General features: G+C 66.0%; 26 protein-coding genes. 19 read left to right on the top strand and 7 right to left on the bottom strand.

Going from position 1 to position 21,824, the window contains the following annotated elements; genetic code table 11:
- Positions 1-14 precede the first annotated feature (14 nt).
- The gene (locus AC3ERS_RS08515) at positions 15-233 is read left to right on the top strand and encodes an MbtH family protein (protein ID WP_431965233.1); all 219 of its coding nucleotides are present in this window, start codon (positions 15-17) and stop codon (positions 231-233) included.
- A gap of 55 nt (positions 234-288) precedes the next feature.
- Here AC3ERS_RS08515 and AC3ERS_RS08510 read toward each other — a convergent pair whose 3' ends face one another.
- Both AC3ERS_RS08510 and AC3ERS_RS08505 read right to left on the bottom strand, forming a co-directional pair.
- On the bottom strand, positions 289-567 hold the full coding sequence (locus AC3ERS_RS08510) for a hypothetical protein (RefSeq protein WP_431965231.1): 279 nt from the start codon (positions 565-567) through the stop codon (positions 289-291).
- 105 nt (positions 568-672) lie between these two features.
- Positions 673-2,055 carry a helix-turn-helix domain-containing protein gene (locus AC3ERS_RS08505; protein ID WP_431965229.1) on the bottom strand — a complete coding sequence of 461 codons (1,383 nt, stop codon included), beginning with the start codon at positions 2,053-2,055 and terminating at the stop codon, positions 673-675.
- 255 nt (positions 2,056-2,310) lie between these two features.
- On the opposite strand from AC3ERS_RS08505, the gene AC3ERS_RS08500 reads away from it, so the two are divergent.
- The 5 genes from AC3ERS_RS08500 to AC3ERS_RS08480 all read left to right on the top strand — a co-directional run bounded on the left by AC3ERS_RS08500 (position 2,311) and on the right by AC3ERS_RS08480 (position 5,535).
- Positions 2,311-2,499 (top strand): hypothetical protein, encoded by a 189-nt coding sequence (locus tag AC3ERS_RS08500; protein ID WP_431965227.1) that lies wholly within the window; start codon positions 2,311-2,313, stop codon positions 2,497-2,499.
- Between the two features lie 492 nt (positions 2,500-2,991).
- Complete coding sequence (locus tag AC3ERS_RS08495; RefSeq protein WP_431965225.1) at positions 2,992-3,336, top strand: WXG100 family type VII secretion target; 345 nt, start codon at positions 2,992-2,994, stop codon at positions 3,334-3,336.
- A 1-nt stretch (position 3,337) separates the two neighbouring features.
- The gene (locus AC3ERS_RS08490; RefSeq protein WP_431965223.1) at positions 3,338-3,613 is read left to right on the top strand and encodes a WXG100 family type VII secretion target; all 276 of its coding nucleotides are present in this window, start codon (positions 3,338-3,340) and stop codon (positions 3,611-3,613) included.
- A gap of 6 nt (positions 3,614-3,619) precedes the next feature.
- Positions 3,620-4,915: a putative toxin gene (locus AC3ERS_RS08485; RefSeq protein ID WP_431965221.1), complete on the top strand. Its 1,296-nt coding sequence runs from the start codon at positions 3,620-3,622 to the stop codon at positions 4,913-4,915.
- Entirely contained in the window at positions 4,912-5,535 is a 624-nt protein-coding gene (locus AC3ERS_RS08480) for a HEAT repeat domain-containing protein (RefSeq protein WP_431965219.1), read from the top strand. Before AC3ERS_RS08485 ends, AC3ERS_RS08480 begins: the two co-directional genes overlap by 4 nt.
- Before the next feature lie 19 nt (positions 5,536-5,554).
- Here AC3ERS_RS08480 and AC3ERS_RS08475 read toward each other — a convergent pair whose 3' ends face one another.
- Positions 5,555-5,971, bottom strand: a complete 417-nt coding sequence (locus AC3ERS_RS08475) for a hypothetical protein (RefSeq protein ID WP_431965217.1) — start codon at positions 5,969-5,971, stop codon at positions 5,555-5,557.
- Positions 5,972-6,734: 763 nt separating this feature from the next.
- Here AC3ERS_RS08475 and AC3ERS_RS08470 point away from each other — a divergent pair.
- The 3 genes from AC3ERS_RS08470 to AC3ERS_RS08460 all read left to right on the top strand — a co-directional run bounded on the left by AC3ERS_RS08470 (position 6,735) and on the right by AC3ERS_RS08460 (position 9,672).
- Positions 6,735-7,799, top strand: a complete 1,065-nt coding sequence (locus AC3ERS_RS08470) for a type IV toxin-antitoxin system AbiEi family antitoxin domain-containing protein (RefSeq protein WP_431965215.1) — start codon at positions 6,735-6,737, stop codon at positions 7,797-7,799.
- A complete protein-coding gene (locus tag AC3ERS_RS08465; RefSeq protein ID WP_431965213.1) occupies positions 7,732-8,658 on the top strand; it encodes a nucleotidyl transferase AbiEii/AbiGii toxin family protein in 927 nt (308 codons plus the stop codon). Before AC3ERS_RS08470 ends, AC3ERS_RS08465 begins: the two co-directional genes overlap by 68 nt.
- A gap of 213 nt (positions 8,659-8,871) precedes the next feature.
- Complete coding sequence (locus tag AC3ERS_RS08460) at positions 8,872-9,672, top strand: serine hydrolase domain-containing protein (protein ID WP_431965211.1); 801 nt, start codon at positions 8,872-8,874, stop codon at positions 9,670-9,672.
- A gap of 7 nt (positions 9,673-9,679) precedes the next feature.
- On the opposite strand, the gene AC3ERS_RS08455 is transcribed toward AC3ERS_RS08460, so the two are convergent.
- The 4 genes from AC3ERS_RS08455 to AC3ERS_RS08440 form a co-directional block, all read right to left on the bottom strand.
- Complete coding sequence (locus AC3ERS_RS08455; RefSeq protein WP_431965209.1) at positions 9,680-10,126, bottom strand: SRPBCC family protein; 447 nt, start codon at positions 10,124-10,126, stop codon at positions 9,680-9,682.
- Between the two features lie 8 nt (positions 10,127-10,134).
- Positions 10,135-11,043 carry an oxygenase MpaB family protein gene (locus tag AC3ERS_RS08450; RefSeq protein ID WP_431965207.1) on the bottom strand — a complete coding sequence of 303 codons (909 nt, stop codon included), beginning with the start codon at positions 11,041-11,043 and terminating at the stop codon, positions 10,135-10,137.
- A complete protein-coding gene (locus AC3ERS_RS08445) occupies positions 11,040-11,201 on the bottom strand; it encodes a hypothetical protein (protein WP_431965205.1) in 162 nt (53 codons plus the stop codon). The genes AC3ERS_RS08450 and AC3ERS_RS08445 overlap by 4 nt, the downstream gene beginning before the upstream one ends.
- Before the next feature lie 285 nt (positions 11,202-11,486).
- Positions 11,487-12,266, bottom strand: a complete 780-nt coding sequence (locus AC3ERS_RS08440) for an oxygenase MpaB family protein (RefSeq protein ID WP_431965203.1) — start codon at positions 12,264-12,266, stop codon at positions 11,487-11,489.
- Positions 12,267-12,511: 245 nt separating this feature from the next.
- Here AC3ERS_RS08440 and AC3ERS_RS08435 point away from each other — a divergent pair, with 245 nt between their 5' ends.
- From AC3ERS_RS08435 to AC3ERS_RS08390, 10 genes are all read left to right on the top strand, one after another.
- Positions 12,512-12,736: a hypothetical protein gene (locus AC3ERS_RS08435; RefSeq protein WP_431965201.1), complete on the top strand. Its 225-nt coding sequence runs from the start codon at positions 12,512-12,514 to the stop codon at positions 12,734-12,736.
- On the top strand, positions 12,736-12,924 hold the full coding sequence (locus AC3ERS_RS08430; protein ID WP_431965405.1) for a hypothetical protein: 189 nt from the start codon (positions 12,736-12,738) through the stop codon (positions 12,922-12,924). Before AC3ERS_RS08435 ends, AC3ERS_RS08430 begins: the two co-directional genes overlap by 1 nt.
- A 325-nt stretch (positions 12,925-13,249) precedes the next feature.
- Positions 13,250-14,122 (top strand): MlaE family ABC transporter permease, encoded by an 873-nt coding sequence (locus tag AC3ERS_RS08425; RefSeq protein ID WP_431965403.1) that lies wholly within the window; start codon positions 13,250-13,252, stop codon positions 14,120-14,122.
- 1 nt (position 14,123) lies between these two features.
- On the top strand, positions 14,124-14,987 hold the full coding sequence (locus AC3ERS_RS08420) for an ABC transporter permease (RefSeq protein WP_431965199.1): 864 nt from the start codon (positions 14,124-14,126) through the stop codon (positions 14,985-14,987).
- Between the two features lie 8 nt (positions 14,988-14,995).
- Positions 14,996-16,405 carry an MlaD family protein gene (locus tag AC3ERS_RS08415; protein WP_431965197.1) on the top strand — a complete coding sequence of 470 codons (1,410 nt, stop codon included), beginning with the start codon at positions 14,996-14,998 and terminating at the stop codon, positions 16,403-16,405.
- 1 nt (position 16,406) lies between these two features.
- On the top strand, positions 16,407-17,429 hold the full coding sequence (locus tag AC3ERS_RS08410; RefSeq protein ID WP_431965195.1) for an MlaD family protein: 1,023 nt from the start codon (positions 16,407-16,409) through the stop codon (positions 17,427-17,429).
- Entirely contained in the window at positions 17,429-18,439 is a 1,011-nt protein-coding gene (locus AC3ERS_RS08405; protein ID WP_431965193.1) for an MCE family protein, read from the top strand. Before AC3ERS_RS08410 ends, AC3ERS_RS08405 begins: the two co-directional genes overlap by 1 nt.
- Entirely contained in the window at positions 18,439-19,539 is a 1,101-nt protein-coding gene (locus tag AC3ERS_RS08400; protein WP_431965191.1) for an MCE family protein, read from the top strand. Before AC3ERS_RS08405 ends, AC3ERS_RS08400 begins: the two co-directional genes overlap by 1 nt.
- Positions 19,536-20,648, top strand: a complete 1,113-nt coding sequence (locus tag AC3ERS_RS08395) for an MCE family protein (RefSeq protein WP_431965189.1) — start codon at positions 19,536-19,538, stop codon at positions 20,646-20,648. Before AC3ERS_RS08400 ends, AC3ERS_RS08395 begins: the two co-directional genes overlap by 4 nt.
- A complete protein-coding gene (locus AC3ERS_RS08390) occupies positions 20,645-21,823 on the top strand; it encodes an MCE family protein (RefSeq protein ID WP_431965187.1) in 1,179 nt (392 codons plus the stop codon). Before AC3ERS_RS08395 ends, AC3ERS_RS08390 begins: the two co-directional genes overlap by 4 nt.
- The last annotated feature ends 1 nt before the right edge of the window (position 21,824 follow it).

The following is a 21,824-nucleotide window of genomic DNA, read 5'->3' as shown; positions in this document are numbered from 1 at the left end:
ACGAAAGGTGAACCATGACAAACCCGTTCGACGACGATGACGCCCAGTTCTATGTCCTCGTCAACGCCGAGGGCGAGCACTCGCTGTGGCCCGTCTTCGCCGCCGTGCCGACCGGCTGGACCATCGCCTACGGCGCGGCTGCGCGCAGCACGTGCCTGGAATACGTCGAGACCCACTGGACCGATATGCGCCCCAAGTCGCTGATCGCCGCCATGATGCCGAAGACCAACTGAATGCCGGGGCGCGCCGGTCCACATCCCTGCCGACCGGCGCGCCCCCTTGGCCGAATCAGGGTGCGTACGGCGCCAGGGCGGTGGCGATTCGCTGGAGATCAGCGAGATTCGTTGTGCCGTTGCCGGCGGCAAGATGTGCCGCCGCATCTCGCAGTGAACAGCCCAACAGCTCGCGGATCACGACAAGCTGGACGATGACGGACCAACCGGAATCGGCCAGCGCGCGTTCGGCGGCGTGCATGCCGCCCTTTGCCAGCGCGTCCCGCGCGGCCGCCAGCTCGTGAACGCAATGGTCGAGGAGCCGTGGATACAGTGTGTCGGCGTCGTCGACCACCGGTGCGAGGGCGATCGCGAAGCGCCAGACGTATTCGTCGTGGGCGTTGATCAGGTGTGGATGGGCTGTGGCGAACAGAGGGGACCGACAACAACCGCCCCGTGACTAGACGTCCACGCGTTGCGAGTCGATCACCGTCCTGGCCTGCTGCCGCCACTCGGACACCGCGCGGCCGCTCCCGTGTCGCAGCGTCGAGTCGAATCGTCTGGCGCGCTTGGTGACCGTCAGGCCGACATAGGTGTGCGCGTCGGTGATGGCGGCGGTGGCGACCGCGCAGGCCTCGTCCACCTCGCCGGAAGCCAGCAGCGCGGTCGCGTGTTCGAAACGCACCAGCGCGGGTTCCATGGTCTCGTTCGGGTCGTACAGTGCGATGGCCTGCGCCGCCGCGGCGGCCGTCTCGTCGGGCTTGCCGAGCCTGGCGTATCCGATGGCGCGGTAGAAGGCGAGCTTCTCCGGCCGGAACGAGAAGATGCCGATCGGCAGCTCTTCGGTACCGACGCTGCCCAGCGCACGCGCGGATTTGTCTATGCAGTGGGCGAATTGGCTTTCGTCGCCGAGATCGGCGTGCGCCCGTGCCGCCATGCCCCAGAGCCAGGCGGCGGCCGCGCCGGTCGCCGGATCTTCCGCGAGACGCGGGTCGAGCAGGCGCAGCACTTCCCTCGGCTTGTCGCTGTAGGTGGGCAGGTAGGCCAGACCGGCGAGGGCGATGTCCTCCGAGTAGCGATCGCCGATGTCCTGTGCCGCGTGGATCGCGGTGGTGTACCAGAGGCGGGCCTGGCCGAAATGACCTTCGTTGAACAAGATCTCGCCGACCACATTGGCCAGCCGGCCTGCGGTGCGCACCAGCCTGATCTGATGGTGGGTGGCCTGGCGCTCGCCGAGACACGCACGGACCGTGCGGAACTGGTCGAGAGTGCTCTGCAGCAGCTCGTGCGGCGGCACCCGGACGACCTGCTTGCCGAGTACGGAGGTGGATTGCTCCAGGACGCCCAGCCTGCGCTCGCTGATCGACCCGGCGTCCAGGGCCGCGAGCATCTTCTCCGGTTCACTTGCCAAAAGGTCGACCGCATGGCCCGCCAGACCTGCGCCGATGCAGGCCAGCAGTTCCCGCCTTCTCACGTCGTCATCCTCGACTTCCTTGTCGAGCCCGATCGGCGCGGACCGAACCTCGGTTCCGCCCCGCGCTGTTTCCCTACCGAGCTTGATTGTCCGATCGAGCGCCGCGCTCGCATCGTCGGTTGCGCGGCCCGCGTCGCGGCCCGCCGTGATCGCCCGCTCGAATCGCGTGACGACGACTGAATCGGCCTCGGACAGCACTCGATCGAGTAGCCGACGGCTTGCGGCGTGCATCCGGGTTGTCCGGCCGTTCTCCCACAAGACCACGGTGCGCGGGGTGACGCCCACCAAACGTGCGAACTCGTAACGACTCCGCTTCATCGCCGAGCGAAGGGCAAGTACGTCTTCGCCCGTCCAGTCGACCTCAACCATATGACCCGCTTCCTCGCATCAGGCCGATTCACTCGGAAATTACTCGCATTTACTGCATTCCGGGCTGTTATGTACCCAATCGCAACGCGCACTCTGTATTTCGCACCCGGCGCCAAGGTTGTGCCCAGACCTTTGGGAGCGTCCGCTCTCCGGAACCCGGCGCACGGTCCCGACGCGGCCTCGATCCAGCCGCCTCGAGCTCGGTTCCGCCGGCGCTCCCGGCGCCGGGTGCACTGAACTTCGCGGAGGTGAACGATGAACGTCCCGCACTTCGACCAGCGTGAGCTGTGGCTGGTCCAAAGCCGTGACTGCACACAGGAACCGCAGGTCCTGGACTACGATCGCGCCCGATTCATCCTGTCGGTGCACGCCGGGCACGGCAGCGGATGCCGCCAATACCTAGCCGCCTCCGCCTACTGCTTCCGGCGCACCGCGGACACATGATCCGATGTACTCCACACTGTCCATGCTGACCGGATGCGGTCTGGTTCTCTCCCTCATCGGCATCATCGGAACCTACGTCGGAGACACCCGAGCCACCGACGGACACCGCGCTCCCCCAGCCCCTTTCACGGTCGCCGAAGCCCACCGCGCAATGCAGCAACACCGCGGTTGCCGCGCAGATGCTTGCGCCCGCAAAGGAGCCGCCTTCCGCACCCTGGTCGCGGAGGGGCGTATCGTTCCCGACACGCGCGCCGACGGTTATTCGACATAGTTTCCGGCGATTTCTGCGAAGTATCCACAGAATTCCGGTCCGCGCCCGCGTGCTCCGAAGGCTCGCCGCCGAATACAGGGCCGACATCACCGAGCCTGCGCTTGGGCCGTCGGCGTCGAAGCCTTTGATGCTCTGGCACATCGACACCACGATCGACCCGTGGGAGCATGACAACATCGTGCTCGACACGTGTTGCGATCGTGAGTGGCAGGGGAGGAACCGTGAGCGAATCGCCCTCGGGCGGTGAGCTATTCACCGTAACGCCGCCGGAACTAGTGCAAGCCGCGAAGGCCGTGAAGAATCTGTTGGACAGTCTGACGTCCGGATTCAGATCCCTCGATGCCGACGTGGAATCGCTGACCGCTACGTGGAAAGGTCGCCAACGTGACCTGTTTGCGGAAGGCTACGACGAAGTCCGTCAAGGGTTGGCCGACCTGCTCGATGCCATAGGCGACACAACCGTGGCGTTGAACGCCAGCGCCGAGGCGTATCTGGCCCAGCAGCAGGCAAATGTGACCGCCATCGAATCGGTGGCCTCATCGCTGGATCTGCCCAATGCGTCATAGCGTGAATCTGGAGCTGCTCGACTCGGTGATCGCCCGGATGAAGGGCTTCGAAGGGTTTTTCGACGAGCAGATCACCGCCTTCGACAGCGCCGTCGCCCAGCTACAGGGCGTGTGGGAGGGTGAGGCGGCCACCGCGCAGCAAGAAGCCCACCAGCGGATGATGGACGCCGCCAAGGACATCCACGATGGCATTCAGGACATGCGCCGGGCGGCACAGGCCGCACACGGCCGTTACAGTGCTGCGATCGCCGCGAACCTGGAGATGTGGCGGGGCTGAGCCGGCGTGTCGGAACTGGATGTCGATCCTGAACTGTTCTACGAGCTGGCCGGCGAGTACAGCCGGGCCAGCACCGCAGCCTCCGCGGCGCTGCGCAAGATGGACGCCGAGATACGTGTCGAGAACATGAGTGGGGGAGATCCCGGCGGCAAAGAATGGGGCGCAGACTATTTCAGGTCCGGCATCGAAGCGGTGGTCACCGCGAGCATGGCCACCGATGTGCTGGTGCGGATGGCCGCGCTGATTCGGCAGAGCGGGGTGAACCACGATCAGTCCGAGAACGCTGAGGAGTACAACAAACCCGGCGGCGCGCTGCCGGACGCCGACCCGGGCGGGCAATCGTTCACAGCCAAGCCTTTGAAGAACCCCGCAGGCGGTAACCGCGAAGAGCCGTTCGGCTGGCCGCTGGTCATGGGTTCGGTCGTGTGGATCAACGGCGACACCGTCAAACTGCAGCAGGTGGCCGCGAGCTGGCTGAACACCGCCAGCGTCTACAGTGCGCTGGATGCCGAGATCCGCGCGAAGATGAAGAAGCTGCTCGGCTCGACGGCGCCGGAGATTCCCGATATCGATCAGACGAACAAGACCGTTCTGGACGCGATCGATCTACTCGCTGATGCGTTGCGGCAGCAGAGTGGCGCCACCAGTGGCTACGCCGATCTGCTTGCTGCGGCGCAGGGAGGTATCGAGCGCGAGATGGCGTTGCAGACGGTCACGCAAGCGATCAACACCATCAACGCCGCCACCATCGGCAAGCCGATCGAACCAGCGATCCGGAAGGCCGCCGAGATCGAGCTCGACTACAGCCGCACCAGAATCCAGCAGATCCTCGATGGGCTGACCGAATCGCGCAAGCTGTCCCAAACCGTGTTCGCCTCGGTGTCGGCCACAGTGGTCAGCAGCGTGAACACCAAGTTCAAACCGGTTCTCGACCGTCAATTGAAGCGACCACCCGAACCGACTCACTCTGACAGAGCACGGGAGAACAGGCTCAAAGGGGCGAAAGCCGAGGCCCGCGCTGGCATCGATCCCACCAAAACCAAGAAGTCGGTCCCGTCCGCAACCAAGACTGCGAAACACCGCATCCCTGACGACCTCGATGACGCGAACAAGCGGTTGACCGAGGTCAAGAACGTCCAACGCCAGGAATACACCGATCAGATCAAGGACTTCGTCGCCTACACTCAAGCCAACGGCTACGAGTTCGTGCTGGTCACCGACATCAACACTCAACTAGCGCCGGAGATCGAGGACTTGATCAAACAGGGCAAGATCAAACACGTGAAGATGGACTTCGAGTGACCGCCACCGACGACGCTGCCGCGACCAAGCTGCTCGAGGAATACCAGCTTGCTGGCGGATACGGGAGAACAATCTCCGAGATCGCAGATATGCCCAATGCGTCGCCGAAGGTCATTGCTCTGCTTTCACAGTGGCTTATCGAGCTGGAAAAACGCTGGCCCGGACCAGAAACCGAGGGACGGGCGCTTGCGCGGTTGAGCTTGGCGAGAGCACTGGGACACAAGTACGCGCGCAAGACCGCCGCGGTTCCGGCATTGATCTCGCAGTTCGATACTGCCAAGTCGATCGGCTCGCGGGAGCGATGGGCAGCGGGTCACGCGCTGTACGACATTCCCGCTGGCGTGGACTACTTCGACCAACTCGCAGCCATTGCGACGAATCGAGAGTTCGGCGACGACCGCCAGATGGTCGTCTCCTGGCTGGCCAAGTCCCGCCACCCCGACGCGGTGGCGGTCGCGCTGTCCCAACTCGACGACGAGGCGGTGCAGGGTCACGCCCTGGAAGTACTGTCGAAGCTACGCGCCCAAGGAGTCCGCGACCGTGTAGAGCCATTCCTGAACTCGAAGAACAAGTGGCACAAGCGTTCTGCTGAACGCATCGTGCGCTACGACGAGAGCTGACGGGCCCTGCGTCCAACCCCTACTGCCAGATGCGCCGCTGAGCCGAGAACGCTTCCAATCCTCCAGCAATCACCTCACCGTGCTCGACCCGATAGGGCTCCAACACGCTCAATGCGGTTCCTTCAGCGTGTTCGAGGTGCACGTCGATCCCGTCTCCGCCGGACTCGGGCAATCGCACGTCCACAACCAGTGCCGCCGCACGGATCTCCGCACGCATCCCAACCACCGCCCTCACGTTGAGCTCCTGTGCGTGCTGAGCAGACCCGGTCCCTGCCGCGACGATCTCGGTCCCACCCGAACGGTTCACCACCAGGGCAAACGGATAGAACTCGCCCCGCTCCGACAGCCGCTGCTCCGCCATGGTCAACGCCGTATCCAGCAGCCCGTCGAGATCGCCCTGAGCCGCCTCCGACGCGGTATCCCGCCACGAGACCAATCTGCTCCACTCCCCTCACAGCCATCCGACCGCCCGAAACGCTACCGCACTCCGAGCTTCGAGCCTCGCCCGTACACTCGCGGTGCGATGCCCGGAGGATCGAGGGAGCACGGCAGTCACAAGAGCGCCACGTTCAGACGCCCGTTCCCGCTGCTGCGCCCGGCGTCGACATCGCCAGCCGACGCTATTCGCGACAATGACTGGACGGCACTGCTGGCCAGACACGCGGACCACGGGCCGCGCTGCAAGCAGTATCTGGCTGCGCTGGCACGCGTCTCGACGGTCCTCGGCGAATGACCGTGTCGGGGAACTGCGTTCGAGCTGCCGGGTAGGGCGACCGGCCAACGCTTCCACTGTGGCGGGAACTGTCCACGGCGTTTCGCGGTGCGACCGGACATCGACCGGGTGATCATCTTGTCTTGCACTGGGCGCATGCGCTGGCAGAACCTCATCGCACGCGAATCATCGACCTATCCGTGTGCGTTCACATCGATGCGCGCCGCGCCGAGCTGCGAGTGCTGATCGACCAGTGGGTGATGGTTCAACTCCAACCGCGGTCGTTGGTCCGTCGCGACTAGCCGATCGACACCTATTTGCCGGGCTGCTGCGCGGCGCGGTGTCGCATCGACACCGCGATCGACCTGGCGAGCGGAGCATAGCGGATCTGTCGATACTATTGCCACTATCGTCAAAAATATCATAGCAGTTGTCATTTATAGTCACAGATGTATAGAAGCGCCGAGTCGTATGCTATTTTCGATGTATGAGCAGGGAGGAACGACTCCTAGATCTGGCTGACCTAGCTGGGTCGCAGTGGGGTCTGTTCACCTCCATGCAGGCTGGTGACCTGGGCTTCAGTGCTCAGCAGCTCAAGCGTCTCGCTGATGCGGAACTGATCACCCGGCTCCGGCAAGGGGTGTATCGGCTGACCGGCGCGCCAGAGGCTCCGCAGGACCCCATTCGGGCTGAGTGGCTGGCACTGGAACCCAAGCGGCTGGCCGCCGACCGCTTGGCCGATGCGGTGCCTGTAGGGGTGGTGTCCCACCGTTCGGCGGCACGCTTGCAGGACCTCGGCGACATCGACGCCGACTTTCACGAATTCACCGTGCCGAAGCGGCGGAGTACCCGCAGCCCGGATGTGAAGTTCCATGTCCGGGAACTGGGGTACGAAGACTGGCACTTGGTGGCCGGCCTACCGGTGACCCGACCATTGCGCACCACCGTGGATCTCGCCGCAGCACGAACCGACGGCGGGCATCTGGCCTCGATCGTCCGCGACGCCATCCTCACCGAAGACACCACCCGTGACGAACTCGCCGCCGCGCTGCGCCCGTACGCCCACTACTACGGCATGCCGATCGGCGCTGGGGACGAGCTCGTCCACAACTTCATCGGTCAAGCGGGCGTCCCCGAATCAGCCAAGGCCCTGACGCGAAGCGACCGCGGCGTGGACTGGGTGCTTGTCAACCCCGAGACAAATCGGCCAATTGCCATGCAATCCAAGTTCTTCGAGCGTCGACCGTTCAAGTTCGCTCTGAATGAGCTCGAGCGTCGGCTCGATGATCCCGCCCTCGCCGAGGCGTTGCTCACCGCCCTACGCGGCTCTGCGGTCGACGCGAGCCGTATGTCGGCCGCCCTCGGTAATGTCGTCGCGCACAACAGGTGGACAGCGGACAACGAGTCCGTCGTCCGTGCGCTACTGGAGACGATTGCTCGGTCGGTTCGAGCCGAGCGCAACAACGACGAGGGCGGGGGCGGGGATGACGGTGACACGGAAGTACCCGAGCGACCGGGGGTTTCAAGCCGCGATCAATCAGCGGATCAGTGAGCGGGCACGCAGTATCAAGCGTCCCACCGAGGAGTTGCGGCGCGAGTTCTACATGCAGCGGATGCTGGCCAGAGTGTTCGCCGATCCCGCCGCGCCCTGGATCCTCAAAGGCGGAACATCGCTGCTGGTTCGTATTCCAGGCGCCCGTCACAGTCAGGACGTCGACTTATTGCACCTGAAAGCCGATCTGGACCAGGCATTCGGCGAACTCCGCGACCTCGTAGTCGCACCCAGTCCGCTGGACCGGCTGACCTTCGACCTGAAGGTCAAGAAGCAGAACGTGAACGAGGGCGGCACCTCGGTGTGGCAACTCCAGGCAACGCCTCGCCTCGGCACGACAGAGCTCCAGCACTTCCCCATCGATCTGACCGCGGGCAAGCAGCTCATCGGTCGGATCGACCGGATCGCTCCGACGCCGACCATCGAGATCCCCGACGTCCTGCCGCCGCCGGAATTCGCCTGCTACCCGCTGGTCGACCAGATCGCCGACAAACTCGCCGCCATGTACGAGTACCACGGCGAAGAGCGTCAGCCCTCGACGAGATGGCGCGATCTGGCCGACCTGCTGCTGATCATCGGCACCTCCAGCTTCGACGCCACTTCGATCCAGCTCGCCCTGCAACACCAACGACAGCACCGGCCCGCGCTGGAACTGCCCACCGCGATCCATTCGCCCGGCCCGCGTTGGAAGGCTTCCTACCGCGACATCGCGGTGAAGATCAGCCGACTCCCGGCGGAACTGCACCACCTGGATGCCGCGCTGGACTTCCTCGGGCAGTGCATGAACCCAATCCTGGACGGCACCATGGCGATCGGGACCTGGAACCCCTCGGCCCTCCGCTGGGATGAAGGCACGTAACAGTGTCGTTGGGTCCGTTCGCTCTCCAGCGAGTGCGATAGCCGGGGTTGGTCGGGGAGCCTCCGCCGTCGCACATGCGGAAGGCCCACCGGGCGATGGGTCACTTCATACACCCGCGGAGTCGGCAGTCGGGCACGAAAACCGCCCCCGGCTCGGGGGAATATCGGGGTCGTCCCGGATGTGCGGGAACCCCTCCCTGCCTACCGTCGAGGTATGCGCCTGACACCGATCCTCGCGGCCGTTTCCGCGGTGGCCCTGCTCGCCGCGGGCTGCGCGAACGACACCGAGACCGGGTCGCAGGGTGTCTCGGATGCTCGGCTGCATGCCGTGCAGGAGGACATCGATAGGGCGGTCGGGGCGGGCGTCACGGGGGCGATCGCCACGGTCACCGAGAACGGTGCGACCGAGGTCCGCACCGCTGGAGTGGCCGACCTCCGAACCTCCGCGCCGATTCCCGCGCAACCTCCGCAGCGCACCCGTGTCGGCAGTGTCACCAAGTCGTTCACCAGCGCGCTGGTGCTGCAACTGGTCGCGGAGGGGAAGGTCCGTCTCGACGAGCCGATCGCCGACACCTACCTGCCCGCCCCCGGCGAACGCGATATCCGCGGGCCGCACCCGGCGGGCTACGCCACTTCGGACGGTGTCGTCACGGACGTCTCGCGCATCGAACCGTCCATCCCGTGGGCGGCGGGCGCACTGGTGTCCTCGGGCGCGGATCTGAATCACTTCTACGGCGCGCTGCTGGCGGGTCGGGTGCTGGCCGCCGCCGAGCTCGAGCAGATTCGCGCCGGGGTGCCCATCGATCCGGAGTCCGGAATGGTCTACGGCCTAGGGCTCGGCTCGATGCGACTGTCGTGCGGCGCGGAGTACGTCGGGCACAACGGCGCAATTCACGGCTATTACACGCTGTCCGGCGCGACCGTCGACGGCCGCGCGGTCACCGTCGCGATGACGAAGGCGCCCGAGACCGAACCCGACCTGATCGGCATGCTGGAACACGCGCTGTGCCCGTGACACTGGCTCAACGGAGTCCGAGCAGCTCGCGCTCCGCGCAGTTCAGCGTCTTCTGGAACCCACCGGCCACCACAGGAACCATGGCGAGCGTGCACAGCCCGGCCAGGATCGGCGAAGCCACCTCGAACCGCGAAAACCACCGCACCCGGGTGCCTTCGGGCACCGAACGGAATGCCATGAACCCCTCGTCGTGCCGCAGCGGAGGCGTGGACCTGGTGATCCGGTACCGCATCAGCGTCGGCGGGCGGTACTCGACGATCTCCTCGGTCAATCGCAGCAGCGGCGTGACGACCACCCGGACAGCGCCGCGGCCGTGGCAGTGCACATCGCCGGGGCGCACCAGGGTGACCCGCCGGACCAGCGAGATCCGGCGGTAATTCGTTGCGTCGGTGAGCCATTCGAAGACGTCGGCGACCGGCGCCGGAATGGTCCGCTCGATGTCGACGGTGCGCAACCGGCACCTCAGACGAGGTTCTTCTCTGTGCGGATCCTGCGGCGCAGGTCGGCCATCAGCGCGAGGCTGCCGCCGTGCCGCAGGAACCGGGGAATGAACCGGTTGACGAACCCGACGAATACGAACAGGTGCTCGAAGCGGCGCTGATCGGCCGCGGTCCACTCCAGCCGCATCTGGTCGCGGAAATACGGCGCGAGGAAGCCGATCGTCAAGAACTTCAACAAGTTCCGGAACGGCAGCCGCAGATACCAGTGGATCATGCGCAGGTTCAGTAGATCGTCGATGTAGGAGCGCACGTAGTCGTCGAGGACGGCTTGGTGGCACGCCTCGTTCCAGTAGACGTCGAACTCGGCGCGCGTCTTGGGCCACATGTCCTCGGTGACCTGCAACGTGGTGCCGAGCGTCGAGGACGAGGCGTAGAAGGCCTCGGCCTGCTCGTCGTTCATCCTGCCTTGCAGCAGCTGGTAGGTGTCCTCGAAACCGATGTACAGGCATGCGGCGACCCACAATTGGAGATTGCGGTCGAAGGCGTTGTACTTCACCGCGGCGCCCGGCTCGGACCGCACGTGGCGGTGCACCGCGTTCACCGCCTCGCGGTAGGCCATGCGCTCCTCGTCGGTGCCGAGGATGGCCACCGCCAGATACTGGGTGGTGGTGCGGGCCCGCTTCCACGGGTGCTTCATGAGCGCGCCGCTTTCCACCTTGCTCTCCGCGACGCCGTAACCGACACCGGGCCTGGCCATTTGCATCGCGACGTTGGCCGCGGCGCCCGCGAAGGACCAGAAGTCCAGGGCGTCGGACAGTTTGATCGGCCGCTTGGTGATCGGGCGGTGCGCGGAGCTGATGGGGATGCGCGTCTGCTCCTTGGTCAGTGGCGCCGGTTCGTTCTCGTAGGAGGGCTGGGCGACCGCGGTCATGGGAGTCCTTCCGTTGTCTTCCTGAGGGGCCGGGCCAGGCGCGCGAGCAGCGCCACCGTGAATTGCCCGGCGCCGAACAGGAATCCGGCGAGGAACAGCCAGCCGAGGAACTCGAAAACTGTCATCTCCACGCTGAGAATCCTGTTGAGTGCTTTCATCGTTCGACCTCCCGGAGGTCGATGCGGAGCCGGTGCGCCCGCGCTCGCCTGCGGCGAGATCCGCTGCCACCGTGGCGCGCTGTGCGCGGGCGGCCGGGCAGGGGGAAACGAGGAACCGAGAGTCGTCACCGCGACCGGGTTGCTCGTCATCGAACGTCTCCTGCTCCGGGGCGAGATCGCCCCTCCGTCGATTATGTTACCGATAATTCTGCATGGCAAGTGCAGCTGATGTCCTGGTTTTCCCCTGTTTCCTTCGGTATCCATCTAGAAAAGTGTGGCGGTGTTCTAGAGGGGATTGCGAGCCTGACGGGCATACCGCAGCCGCGGCGGGCGCAGCGCGGAGCCGATCCGGACCGCGCGGGCGTAGACCGCGAAGGCGGCCGCGTCGCCGGGGCGAAGCGGCGCGTCGAGTAGTTCTCTGGCGCGCTCGTGCAGCAGCGCGCGAACGGCGAAGCCGGGCAGCCTGCGCGGCGTCCACGCGTCGGGGCGCAGCACCTGATCGCGCAGCGCCAGCGTGTCGGCTCCCGGCGGCGGCAGGGCCGCGCACGCGTCGGCGAAATACCGGGTGAACTCGGTCCAGGTGGCCGGCGCGTGCCGGTCCGAGATGCCGTAGCGGCCATACCATGCGTGGCACTCCGCGTAGAGCTGCTCGCGCCGCGCGGGCGTCAGCCCGCCGGAGAAGGTGTCGATGCTCGTTATGAGGGTGTCGACGTAGGTGGCGTGCTGGAAGAAGAAGAGCTCGGGATGGAGGGCGTGATAGCGACGGCCGAGGGCATCGGCGCCCTTGACGTGCTCGTGTCCGAAGCGGATGACCGAGCGCAGATCTCGGTCGCTGTAGGCGATGTTGATCATCCCGCCCACGGTGCGCCGCTTGTGCTCCCAGAGCCGGTTCGGCGCGTGGTCGCGGAGCGCGGCGGCGATCGCCGGGTGCAGCACCTGGAGTGCGACGGCGCGCGGCAGCGTCAGGGCGAAGCGTCGATCGCCGAGGTGGCGCCGCAGTACGTTGCTTGTGTCGAGCACCTGCGCCTCCCCTGTCTGCCGGGCGAGGCCATCGCCGTCGCTCATGAGAACGCTCGATAACTTATTCGCGCAGCACCGGTCCGTCAATCGGTGCTTCATGGGACTACTCCCAGAGCAAGTTCCTGGGAATCTGTCCAAAATGCTTCCGCAATCCTGTGAATCGTGCGTAACATACGGGTCATGCCGGACCGGATGTACACGGTTGGGCGCCCCCGCGACGTCGCGATCTCCTTCGCTCTGCGCGGGTGCCGTCAGCGGGTTCGGCCGGTGCAGGAAAGGATGCGACGTACATGCTCAAGAAGCTGGATCGACTATTCAGCTACGAGATGAAGGTCTCCGAGTTCCTCGGAACTCTGATCATTCTCGGAATCCCCTACGGGCTCGTGGGAGTCGTCTGGACGCTGACCCATACGAGTCATCTACGCGATATGCACGGCATCGACGTGGTCATCTCGTTCCTCGGGTCGATCGTGTGCTGGCCGGTGCTCACCTTCTCGAATGTGTGCATGACCTGATGATGATCCTGGTGTGGCTCATCGACATCGTGGTGATCGGCGTCAAGATCCTCGGTGGGCGAATGAAAGTCAATCCGATCCTGCGTTACGGGCTGTGGCTCGCCGTGCTGAGCGCCGTCGTGGCCGGCGTCGCAGCGCTCGGCTACGGATTGGTGGCGTTGCAGCACTTCCTCAGCGAACCGGCCTGACCGGTCGGTGCGCGGACAGGTGCCCGGGAAATATGTGACTTCGTGGAAACTTGTTCGAGTTGTAAGTGTCTGATATAGGCGCGATGATGCGCTGATTAGCTCGATATATTTGCAGGTCGACTGCTCGTTCAATGATTCGGGCCAGCCTTCACTATGAGACACATCGATCCAGTTGTGTCGAGAATTCCTATTCACATGTGACTTGTGTCGCGCGCCCGGGCTGTGCGACACTTCACACGCTCCGCGCCCTCGAGGGGGTCACCGTTACCGGTCGGCGAAGTGAGCGAGAAGAAGGCCGAGAAAGGACTCGGGCAGCGTGACAACCATCGAACGACCTCCGGGTCGGATCGAGCCGGAGCAGCCTCCGGAGCGCACCGACCTGGAGCGAGCCGTCGACGATCTGAAGGGTCTGTGGCGGCGTCATCCGCAGCGATCGCTGGAAACCCTTGGCAGGCAAGTGATGCTGGGCCGCGACGCGGTGATCGAACTGTTCCGGGCGATCGCCGCCCGGCGTTTCCCGTATCACGAATTCATCAGGCAGTGCGCGTTCATGTCGAGCGTCTCCGCGGCGCCGACCGTGCTGGTCGCGATTCCGATCGCCGTCGTGGTCTCCCTTCAGGTGGGCGCGCTGGTCAACCAGGTCGGCGCGACGACGTTCATCGGCGCGGTCGCCGGACTCGGCATCATCCGCCAGGGTGCGCCGCTGGTCACCTCGCTGATGATCGCGGGCGCGGTCGGCTCGGCGATCTGCGCAGACCTGGGCTCGCGCACCATCCGCGAGGAGATCGACGCCATGATGGTGATGGGCGTGAATCCGGTGCGCCGCCTTGTCGCGCCACGCCTGGTGGCCGCGGTCCTGGTGAGCATGCTGCTGTGCGGGTTCATCGTGTTCGTCGGCTTCGCGACGGCCTACATGTTCAACGTCTACGCCCAGTCCGGGACTCCGGGTTCGTTCATCGGCTCGTTCGCGTCCTTCGCGGTGGCCAACGACCTCATCGTCGCGCTGGTGAAGGCGGCCATCTTCGGCGCGCTCACCGCGATCATCGCCTGTGACATCGGGCTGCACGCCAAGGGCGGCCCCGGCGGCGTGGCGAACGCGGTGAACTCGGCGGTCGTCACCTCGGCGCTGATGCTCTTCGCCACCAACATCATTCTCACCCAGCTGTACAACACGCTGTTCCCGACGAAGGTGATCTGAGGTGGGCACGAAGTACACCCCGCCCGCCCTGAGACCATTCCGGGCGGTCGGTACCGTCGCCGCCGTGCCCTATCGGGCGAATCAGCGGCTCGGCCACCAGGCCATCACGTTCTTCGAGGCGCTGGCCGCGATTCCCTTCGTGCTCAAGCACTATCGCAAGGAAGTGCTGCGACTGACGGCGGACGTCGGATGGGGCAACGGCTCGCTGGTCGTCGGCGGCGGCACCGTCGGCGTGGTGATCATCCTCTGCGCGTTCGGCGGCATCACCGTCGGCATGGAGTCGTTCACCGCGCTGAACCTGCTCACCATGGGCCCGCTGACCGGTGCGATCTCCGGCTTCGCCACCACGCGCGAGCTGGCGCCGATCCTGGCGACGCTGGCGTTCGCCATCCAGGCCGGGTGCCGGTTCACCGCGCAATTGGGTTCCATGCGGATCTCCGAGGAGATCGACGCGCTGGAATCCATTGCCATCCGCCCTCTTCCGTACCTGGTGAGCACCAGGATGATCGCCGCGACGCTGACCATCATCCCGCTGTACACGGTGGGTCTGGCCACGGCGTACCTGGCCACCAAGCTCTCGGTGCTCTTCCTCGGCGGCACCTCCGCGGGCACCTACGACCACTACTTCTTCCAATTCCTCATCGGAACCGATGTCTTCTTCTCGCTGCTCAAGGTCGTGGTCTTCGTGCTGCTCGCGACGTTCATCCAGTGCTACTACGGCTATGTCGCCTCGGGCGGGCCGGAGGGTGTCGGCGTCGCTGCCGGACAGGCCATCAAGATGGTGATCGTCGTGATGGTCTTCGCGAATCTGGTTCTGACGCTGGCTATCTGGGGCATCGACCCCGGTTTCCGGATCTCGGGATAGGGGCGGGCATGCTTCTCGATCCCAGTGGCCGCGGGCCGACCGCGCGTCAGCTCTCCCTGGCCGGCCTGGCGATGGTGACGGCCACCGCGCTGCTGCTCGGCCTGCTGATGCTGCGCTACAACGGCTATTTCGAAGACAAGGTCCGGGTGACCGCCGAGCTGACCAGCACCGGCGACGGTCTGCCCGAACGTGCCGACGTGAAGTTCCGCGGCATGGTGGTCGGCACCGTCGCGGGTGTCGAGGTGGTCGCCAAGGGAGAACGGCAGCGCGCCGAGATTCACCTGAAGCCCGCCGTCGCGCCGACGATTCCGGCGGCCGTCACGGCGAGGGTGGTGCCGAACAATCTGTTCGGCGTCACCGCGATCGAGCTGGTGGACAACGGCTCGGCGGGCGCGAAACTCGTCGCCGGAGCGGTGATTCCGGAGGACACCAGCACCTCGACCATGCAGTTGCAGACCACTCTGACCGTGCTGCGCGACGTGCTCGACAACATCCAGCCCGAAAAGCTCGGCCGGGTGCTGGCGACGCTTGCGGCGGCGCTCGATCCCAGTGCGCGCGTGCCGGGTTCGACGATCGAGCGGCTCGACCTCTGGGTCACCCAGATGCGCACCGTCCCCGGTGTCGGTGAACTGCTCGGTGATCTCGGCCGGGCGACCACGGAACTGAGCAAGTCGGCACCGGATCTGGTCGGCGTGCTGGCCGAGTCGGTGACGGCGGCCCGCACCTTCACCGAGCGCCGCGACAACCTCGTCGCGCTGCTCGCCAACGCGAGCAACACCATCGACTCCGTCAACTCGCTGTTCGCTCGAAACCCCGATGCGGCAAAGGACCTCGTCCCCGGACTAGACCAGCTGTTCGGCAGCCTGGCGCAGGACACGCAGGCCATCCCGGACACCGCGCGCAACCTCAACGCGTCGCTGGAGAGGCTGGCCACGGTGTTCCACTTCGGGCCGAGCCGCCAGATGGTGTGGAAGATGGACGTCACCTTCACGCCCTTCCAGCAGTACACGGCCGAGGACTGCCCGGCCTACGGTTCGCTCACCGGTCCTCGCTGCGGTGGCCCGACGGTGCCGGAAGTCGCACCGGACCAGGAGTTTCCGGATCGGCTGCAACCGCGCTGGTTGGATGCCGCCGGTCCCCAGCCGACGCTCACGCTGCCGGGACTCCAAGCGGCGCCCGCCATCCCGGGCATTCCGGGTTTGCCCGCGATCCCGGGCCTGCCCGCCATTCCAGGAATCACCGCCCCCGGTGTGGCCACCCCGGCGGCGCGTCCGATCGCAGGCGGACGCGGGCACGCCGGTGTCGCCGCGATCGTCGGTGGGCAACCGACCGCCGCGCAGCTCCTGCTGCTGACGCCGCTGCTGGCAGGCGGGACGGTGACCGTGTACGACACCGCACCGGCGGAAGGGGGCAACTGAGATGAAATCCGGAAAGGCCCTCGCGGGCTTCAGTCTTTTCGCGGTGCTTGCCATCGCGCTGACCTACACGATCTGGTCGACCTTGCAGCGCTCGGTGCCCGGCGACACGCACACCTACTCCGCGACTTTCTCCGACGTGATGGGCGTGCGGGTCGGCGACGACGTCCGCATGGCGGGCGTGCGGGTCGGCCGGGTCGATCGGATCGATTTCGACGACGACTACAAGGCCGTCATCGATTTCCGCATCCAGGACAGGCAGCGGCTGACCACAACGACCAAAGCCCTTGTGCGATATCAGAATCTCATCGGCCAGCGCTATATCGCGCTCGTACCGGGCAAGGAGGAGGGCGACCCGCTGCGTCCGGGCGGTCACATCTCGTTGGCGAACACCGAGCCGTCCTTCGACGTCTCGGCGCTGCTCTCCGGTTTCGAGCCGCTGTTCAGCGTGTTGCAGCCCGATCAGGTGAACTCGCTGTCGGAGACGCTGATTCAGGCGTTGCAGGGCGACGGCGTCTCGCTGAGCACGCTGATCACCCAGGCCGCCGATCTGGCAGGCACCTTCGGCCAGCGCGACCGCATCCTCGGCGACGTGATCACCAACCTGAGCAGCGTGATCAGCGGATTGGCGCACCGCTCGAGCGAATTGGAGACCCTCATCGTCCAGTCGAGGGCCCTGGTCGAGGCGCTCTACGCGGAAGGCGAGTCGCTGAAGCAGTCCGTCGATCTGGTGGCCGAGTCCACCGATTCGCTGGTCTCGCTGATCGCTCAGGTGCAGCCCGACCTGGCCAGGGCGCAGGACGACGCGACCACCGGCATCGCCATGCTGCTGCTCAACGGCGCCGCGCTGGACAAGGCCGCAGTGCAGTTCCCCAACTTGCTCAACGCGCTGGCTCGCTTCACCAGCTACGGCACGTACGGCAACGCCTACATCTGCCGGTTGGACGTCTCGCTGTGGGGCGTGCTGCTCCCGCCGGGGCTGTTCTCGCAGGTCGGCGGTAATTCTCAGTCGGAGGTGTGCCGGTGATGACGCGGATTCGGTTGCCGAGGTATTCGAAGAACCGCTACCTCTGGCTCGGCGTGATCGCGGCGGGCTTCGTGGCGTTGCTGCTGGTCGGTTCGAGCGTGGTGTCCGAGGCGCGGCTGGCGGACAAGACGATCAAGGCCGAGTTCGCCCAGGCGGCGGGGCTGCGGCCGGGGGCGACTGTCGACGTCTCCGGCATCGAGGTCGGCCAGGTCCGCGCGGTCCGGCTGGCGGGCGACAAGGTGGTGGTGGATCTGCGGGTGCGCCGCGACCTGCGGCTCGGGCCGAACGCGCGGGCAGCCATCAAGATGTCGACGATCCTGGGCAGGCTGCACGTCGAGCTCACACCCGGGGATGGAAAGGGCCTGCCGGACAATGTCATCCGGCTGTCGAACACTTCGGTGCCGTACAACCTCGGCAAGGTGATCCAGGACCCGCAGTACAAGTCGTCCTTCGAACGGATCGAGCGCATCGACCCAGGCAAGCTGCGCCAGGCGCTGGACGTGCTCGACCAGCAGATGGGCGACTCGCCGCAGCTGACCGTCGCCGCGCTGGACAGCATCGGCGCGCTGGCCAAGGTGATCAACGATCGTCGCGACGAGGTCGACACGCTGCTGAAGAGCATGGATCAGGTGTCGCAGCTGGTCGCGGACAACCAGAACAGCGTGCTGCTGCTGCTCACCCGCGGCGAGGCGATCGGCAACGCGGTGGCGTTGCGGCAGGACCTGCTGCGGCAACTGCTCGACAACGTCGCGGCGCTGTCGGCCCTGTTGCAGGAGATGGGCGTCGAGAACAACGACCAGCTCGGCCCGCTCATCCAGAACCTGAACACCATGACCGAGGGTCTGGAGAAGAACCGGGAGAACCTGGACCGGCTGTACGAGATCATGCCGGTCGCCATGCGGCAGTTCAACAACGCGCTCGGCAACGGGCCGTACGGCGAGGTCTGGGCGCCGTGGATCTTCCCGGACAACTGGCTTTGTTTCGCACAAGCGGTACCGGGGTGCAACTGATGAGGATTCGTGCGGTCTTGAAACTGGTCTCGGTGTGCGTCGCCGCGGCCGTGGGCAGCGGCTGTTCGCTGCTGCCCGAGAGCGTGAGTTCGCTGCCCGACCAGTATCTCGGCGAACATCTGCGGATCAGCGCCGATTTCGAGAACGTCGCCGGGCTCTACGCGGGCAACGAGGTGGCCGTCCTCGGCGTTCCGGTCGGCCGGGTCGACACGGTCACCGCGCGCGGCAGCTACGTCGAGGTCACCATGTCCATCGACAAGAGCGTGAAGGTGCCCGCCGACGCCATCGCGGCGCTGGTCTCGCCGCAGCTGATCACGAATCGGCACGTGGAGCTGGCCCCCGCCTACACCGGTGACGGACCGACGCTCGCCGACGGTGCGCACATCCCGCTCGCCCGCACCAGGACGCCGGTCGAATTGGACCGGATCCTGGAGAATTTCGACCAGCTGGGCGCGGCGTTGAAGGGCGACAGCGAGAACGGGCCGATGGCAAGCCGGGTACTGTTCCCGCTGCTCGACGGCAACGGCGACCGGCTGCGGGAGACGCTGGACGCGCTCTCCTCGGCCTTCGAGGTGACCTTCGCCAACGGGGACCAGATCGCCAACACCATCATCAAGCTGAACGAGATCACCCAGGTGATCGCGTCCAACGACCAGACGGTGCGCGACTTCAGCGGCAGGCTCACCGAATTGGTGCAGCTGATGGGCGAGCAGTCGCCCGGCCTGCACGCGGTGCTCACCCAGCTCAACGATTTCGTGAACAACACCGCGACGGTGGTCGGACAGAATCGGGATCAGCTGGCGGGCGCGCTGACCCGCTTCGTGGCGATCACCGAGCAGATGCGCGCCAACGCGCGTCAGCTGACCGAAATCGTCGACGTCACACCGCTGTTCTTCCAGAACATCACCAACTCGATGAGCCGCGAGCACGGCGCCGTACGACTGCACGGCCTGCTGGACAAGATCGTGCTGGACGGCGAGGCGCTCGCGCTGTTCTGCGAGCGGATTCAGCTGCGGCTCGACGGTTGCCGGACCGGGAAGATTCAGGACATGGGACCGGATTTCGGTCTCACCGCCGCACTGCTGGGGATCGCGAAATGAGGACGAAGGCGGTGCTGCGACGCACCCTCGCGGCCGGGCTGGTGGCCGCGAGCATCGGCACGGCGACCGGATGCGCGGTGACCGTGGACAACGTCCCGCTGCCCCAGCCGGGCATCGGCGCACCCGGCTACAAGATCCACGCCGCGTTCCGCGACGCGCTCAATCTGCCCGATCGCGCGCACGTGAAGATCGGCGGCACCGACATCGGCGTTGTCACCGGCATCAGCACAACGAACTTCATCGCCGACGTGGAAATGGAGATCCGCGAGGACATCCGGCTGCCGCGCGGTACCACCGCGGAGCTGCGGCAGGCCACCCCGCTCGGCGACATCTTCGTCGCCATGACGCTGCCCGCCGCGCAGGACGGCGCGCAGATGCTGCGGCCAGGTGACACCATCGGCGCCGAGCACACCTCGGCGGGCGCCTCGGTGGAGCAGTTGATGGTCTCGATCTCCATGCTGCTCAACGGCGGCGGCCTCAATCAGGCCGCCAAGATCACCTCCGAGATGAATGCGATGTTCGCCGGGCGAGCACCGCAGCTCGCGCATCTGCTGACCGAATTGAGCAGCGCCATCGAGGCGCTCAACCGCAGGACCGCGGACATCGACAGCGTGCTGTCCGGCGTCAACGTGCTCACCGGCGAATTGGCCGCGCGCAAAGCCGAACTCGGCGAGGCCGCCGACACCTTCCCCGCGCTGCTCGGCCTGTTCGCCGAGAACAACAGGGACATCTCGGCATTGATCGGCAAGGTGTCGGTGACCATGTCCGCGCTCGGCGATTTCACCGAGACCACCGGCCCCGAGTTCGTGAGCCTGTTCGACAGCATCCAGCGCCTGATGTCCGGATTCACCCAGATGGGCGACGAACTCGGCCAAGCGTTGGAGCGCTTCGATCAGCTGTACCCGTCGATCATGGCCTCCTTCGACGGTCCGAATCTGTCGGTCGCGGCGACGGTTTCCTACCTGAGCGTGGGCGCGCTGACCGATCCGCGGGGCAGCCGTTGGCCGGAGGTCGGTGACGTGCCCGCCTTCATCGGCAGCCTCGCGCAGGTCATCGAGAAGGTGATCGGCAGGCTGACCAGCCCGCCGCGCACGGAGGGCGGCCGATGAACATCCCACTCTGGAATTACCTGGTCCGCAAGCGGATCGCGGTCGCCAACATCGGCCTCGTGCTCGTGCTGATCCTCGGCTCGGCGTATCTGGGCGCGCAGGTGCTGCGCTTCAACCCGCTGCCGAACACCTACCTCGTCACCGTGGAATTGCAGACCTCGGGCGGATTGCTGGCCAACAACGACGTCACCTTCCGCGGCACCAGGGTCGGGCGGGTGCGCGAGGTGAGGGTCGCCGACATCGGGATCGCGGCCGTCGCCGAAATCCATTCCGCAGCACGCATTCCCGTGGGCGGTACCGTCGCCGTCGGTCGCCTGTCCGCGGCGGGGGAGCAATACTTGGATTTCCGGCCCGACTCCGACACCGGCCCGTACCTCGCCGATGGCGATGTGGTGGCGATGTCCCAGACCAAGGCCCCGGTCTCGGTGCAGTCCGTGCTCGCGAACGTGAGCGGCATGATCGGCGGCATGAACCCGCAGCGGCTCACCGTCATCATCGACGAGCTGGACAAGGCGCTCGCGGGCGGCCCGGATCGGTTGCGCAACATGATCTCCGGCATCAGCAGGGCCATGGCGGGCCTCACCGATCTGCTGCCGCAGACCAGGCAGTTGATCGAGAACCTCGAGATCATCGCGGAGACCACCTCGCACGCCCAGCCCGATCTGACGACACTGACCACCGGCGCGGGCGCGCTGTTCGAGCAGCTGACCGCCGCCGATCAGGAGGTCAGGCGCTTCCTCGACCTCGCACCGGGTCAGCTGGCGACGCTGGGCGGCTTCGTCACCGAGACCGAGGACCCCGTGACCAATCTGGTGACGAACTTCGTGGCCATCACCAAATCAGCGAAGCTGCGCCAGCCCGCCATCGCGGCGCTGTTCCCCGCGCTGCGCGAAGGCACCGAGGCGATCGGCATCCCCGCGCACGACGGCGCCTTCCACACCCTCGTAGACCCGTGGCCGCGGCCGACCTGCGACTACGAGACCATCCCCGTCGTCCCGACGCTGGCCACCACCGACACCAGGGTGCGGCTCTACAACTACTGCGTCACGAACAACCCGGCACTCCAGGTGCGCGGTTCGGCGAACGCGCCGCGGCCCAATGTGCCCGACAACGGGTCCGGCCCGCCGCCTGGCGTGACCGGCAACGAATTGTCCCGTCCCGTTCCCGGGCGATAGG

It is taken from the genome of Nocardia sp. bgisy134 (genome assembly GCF_057708325.1).
This window is presented reverse-complemented; position numbering and strand designations above follow the sequence as displayed.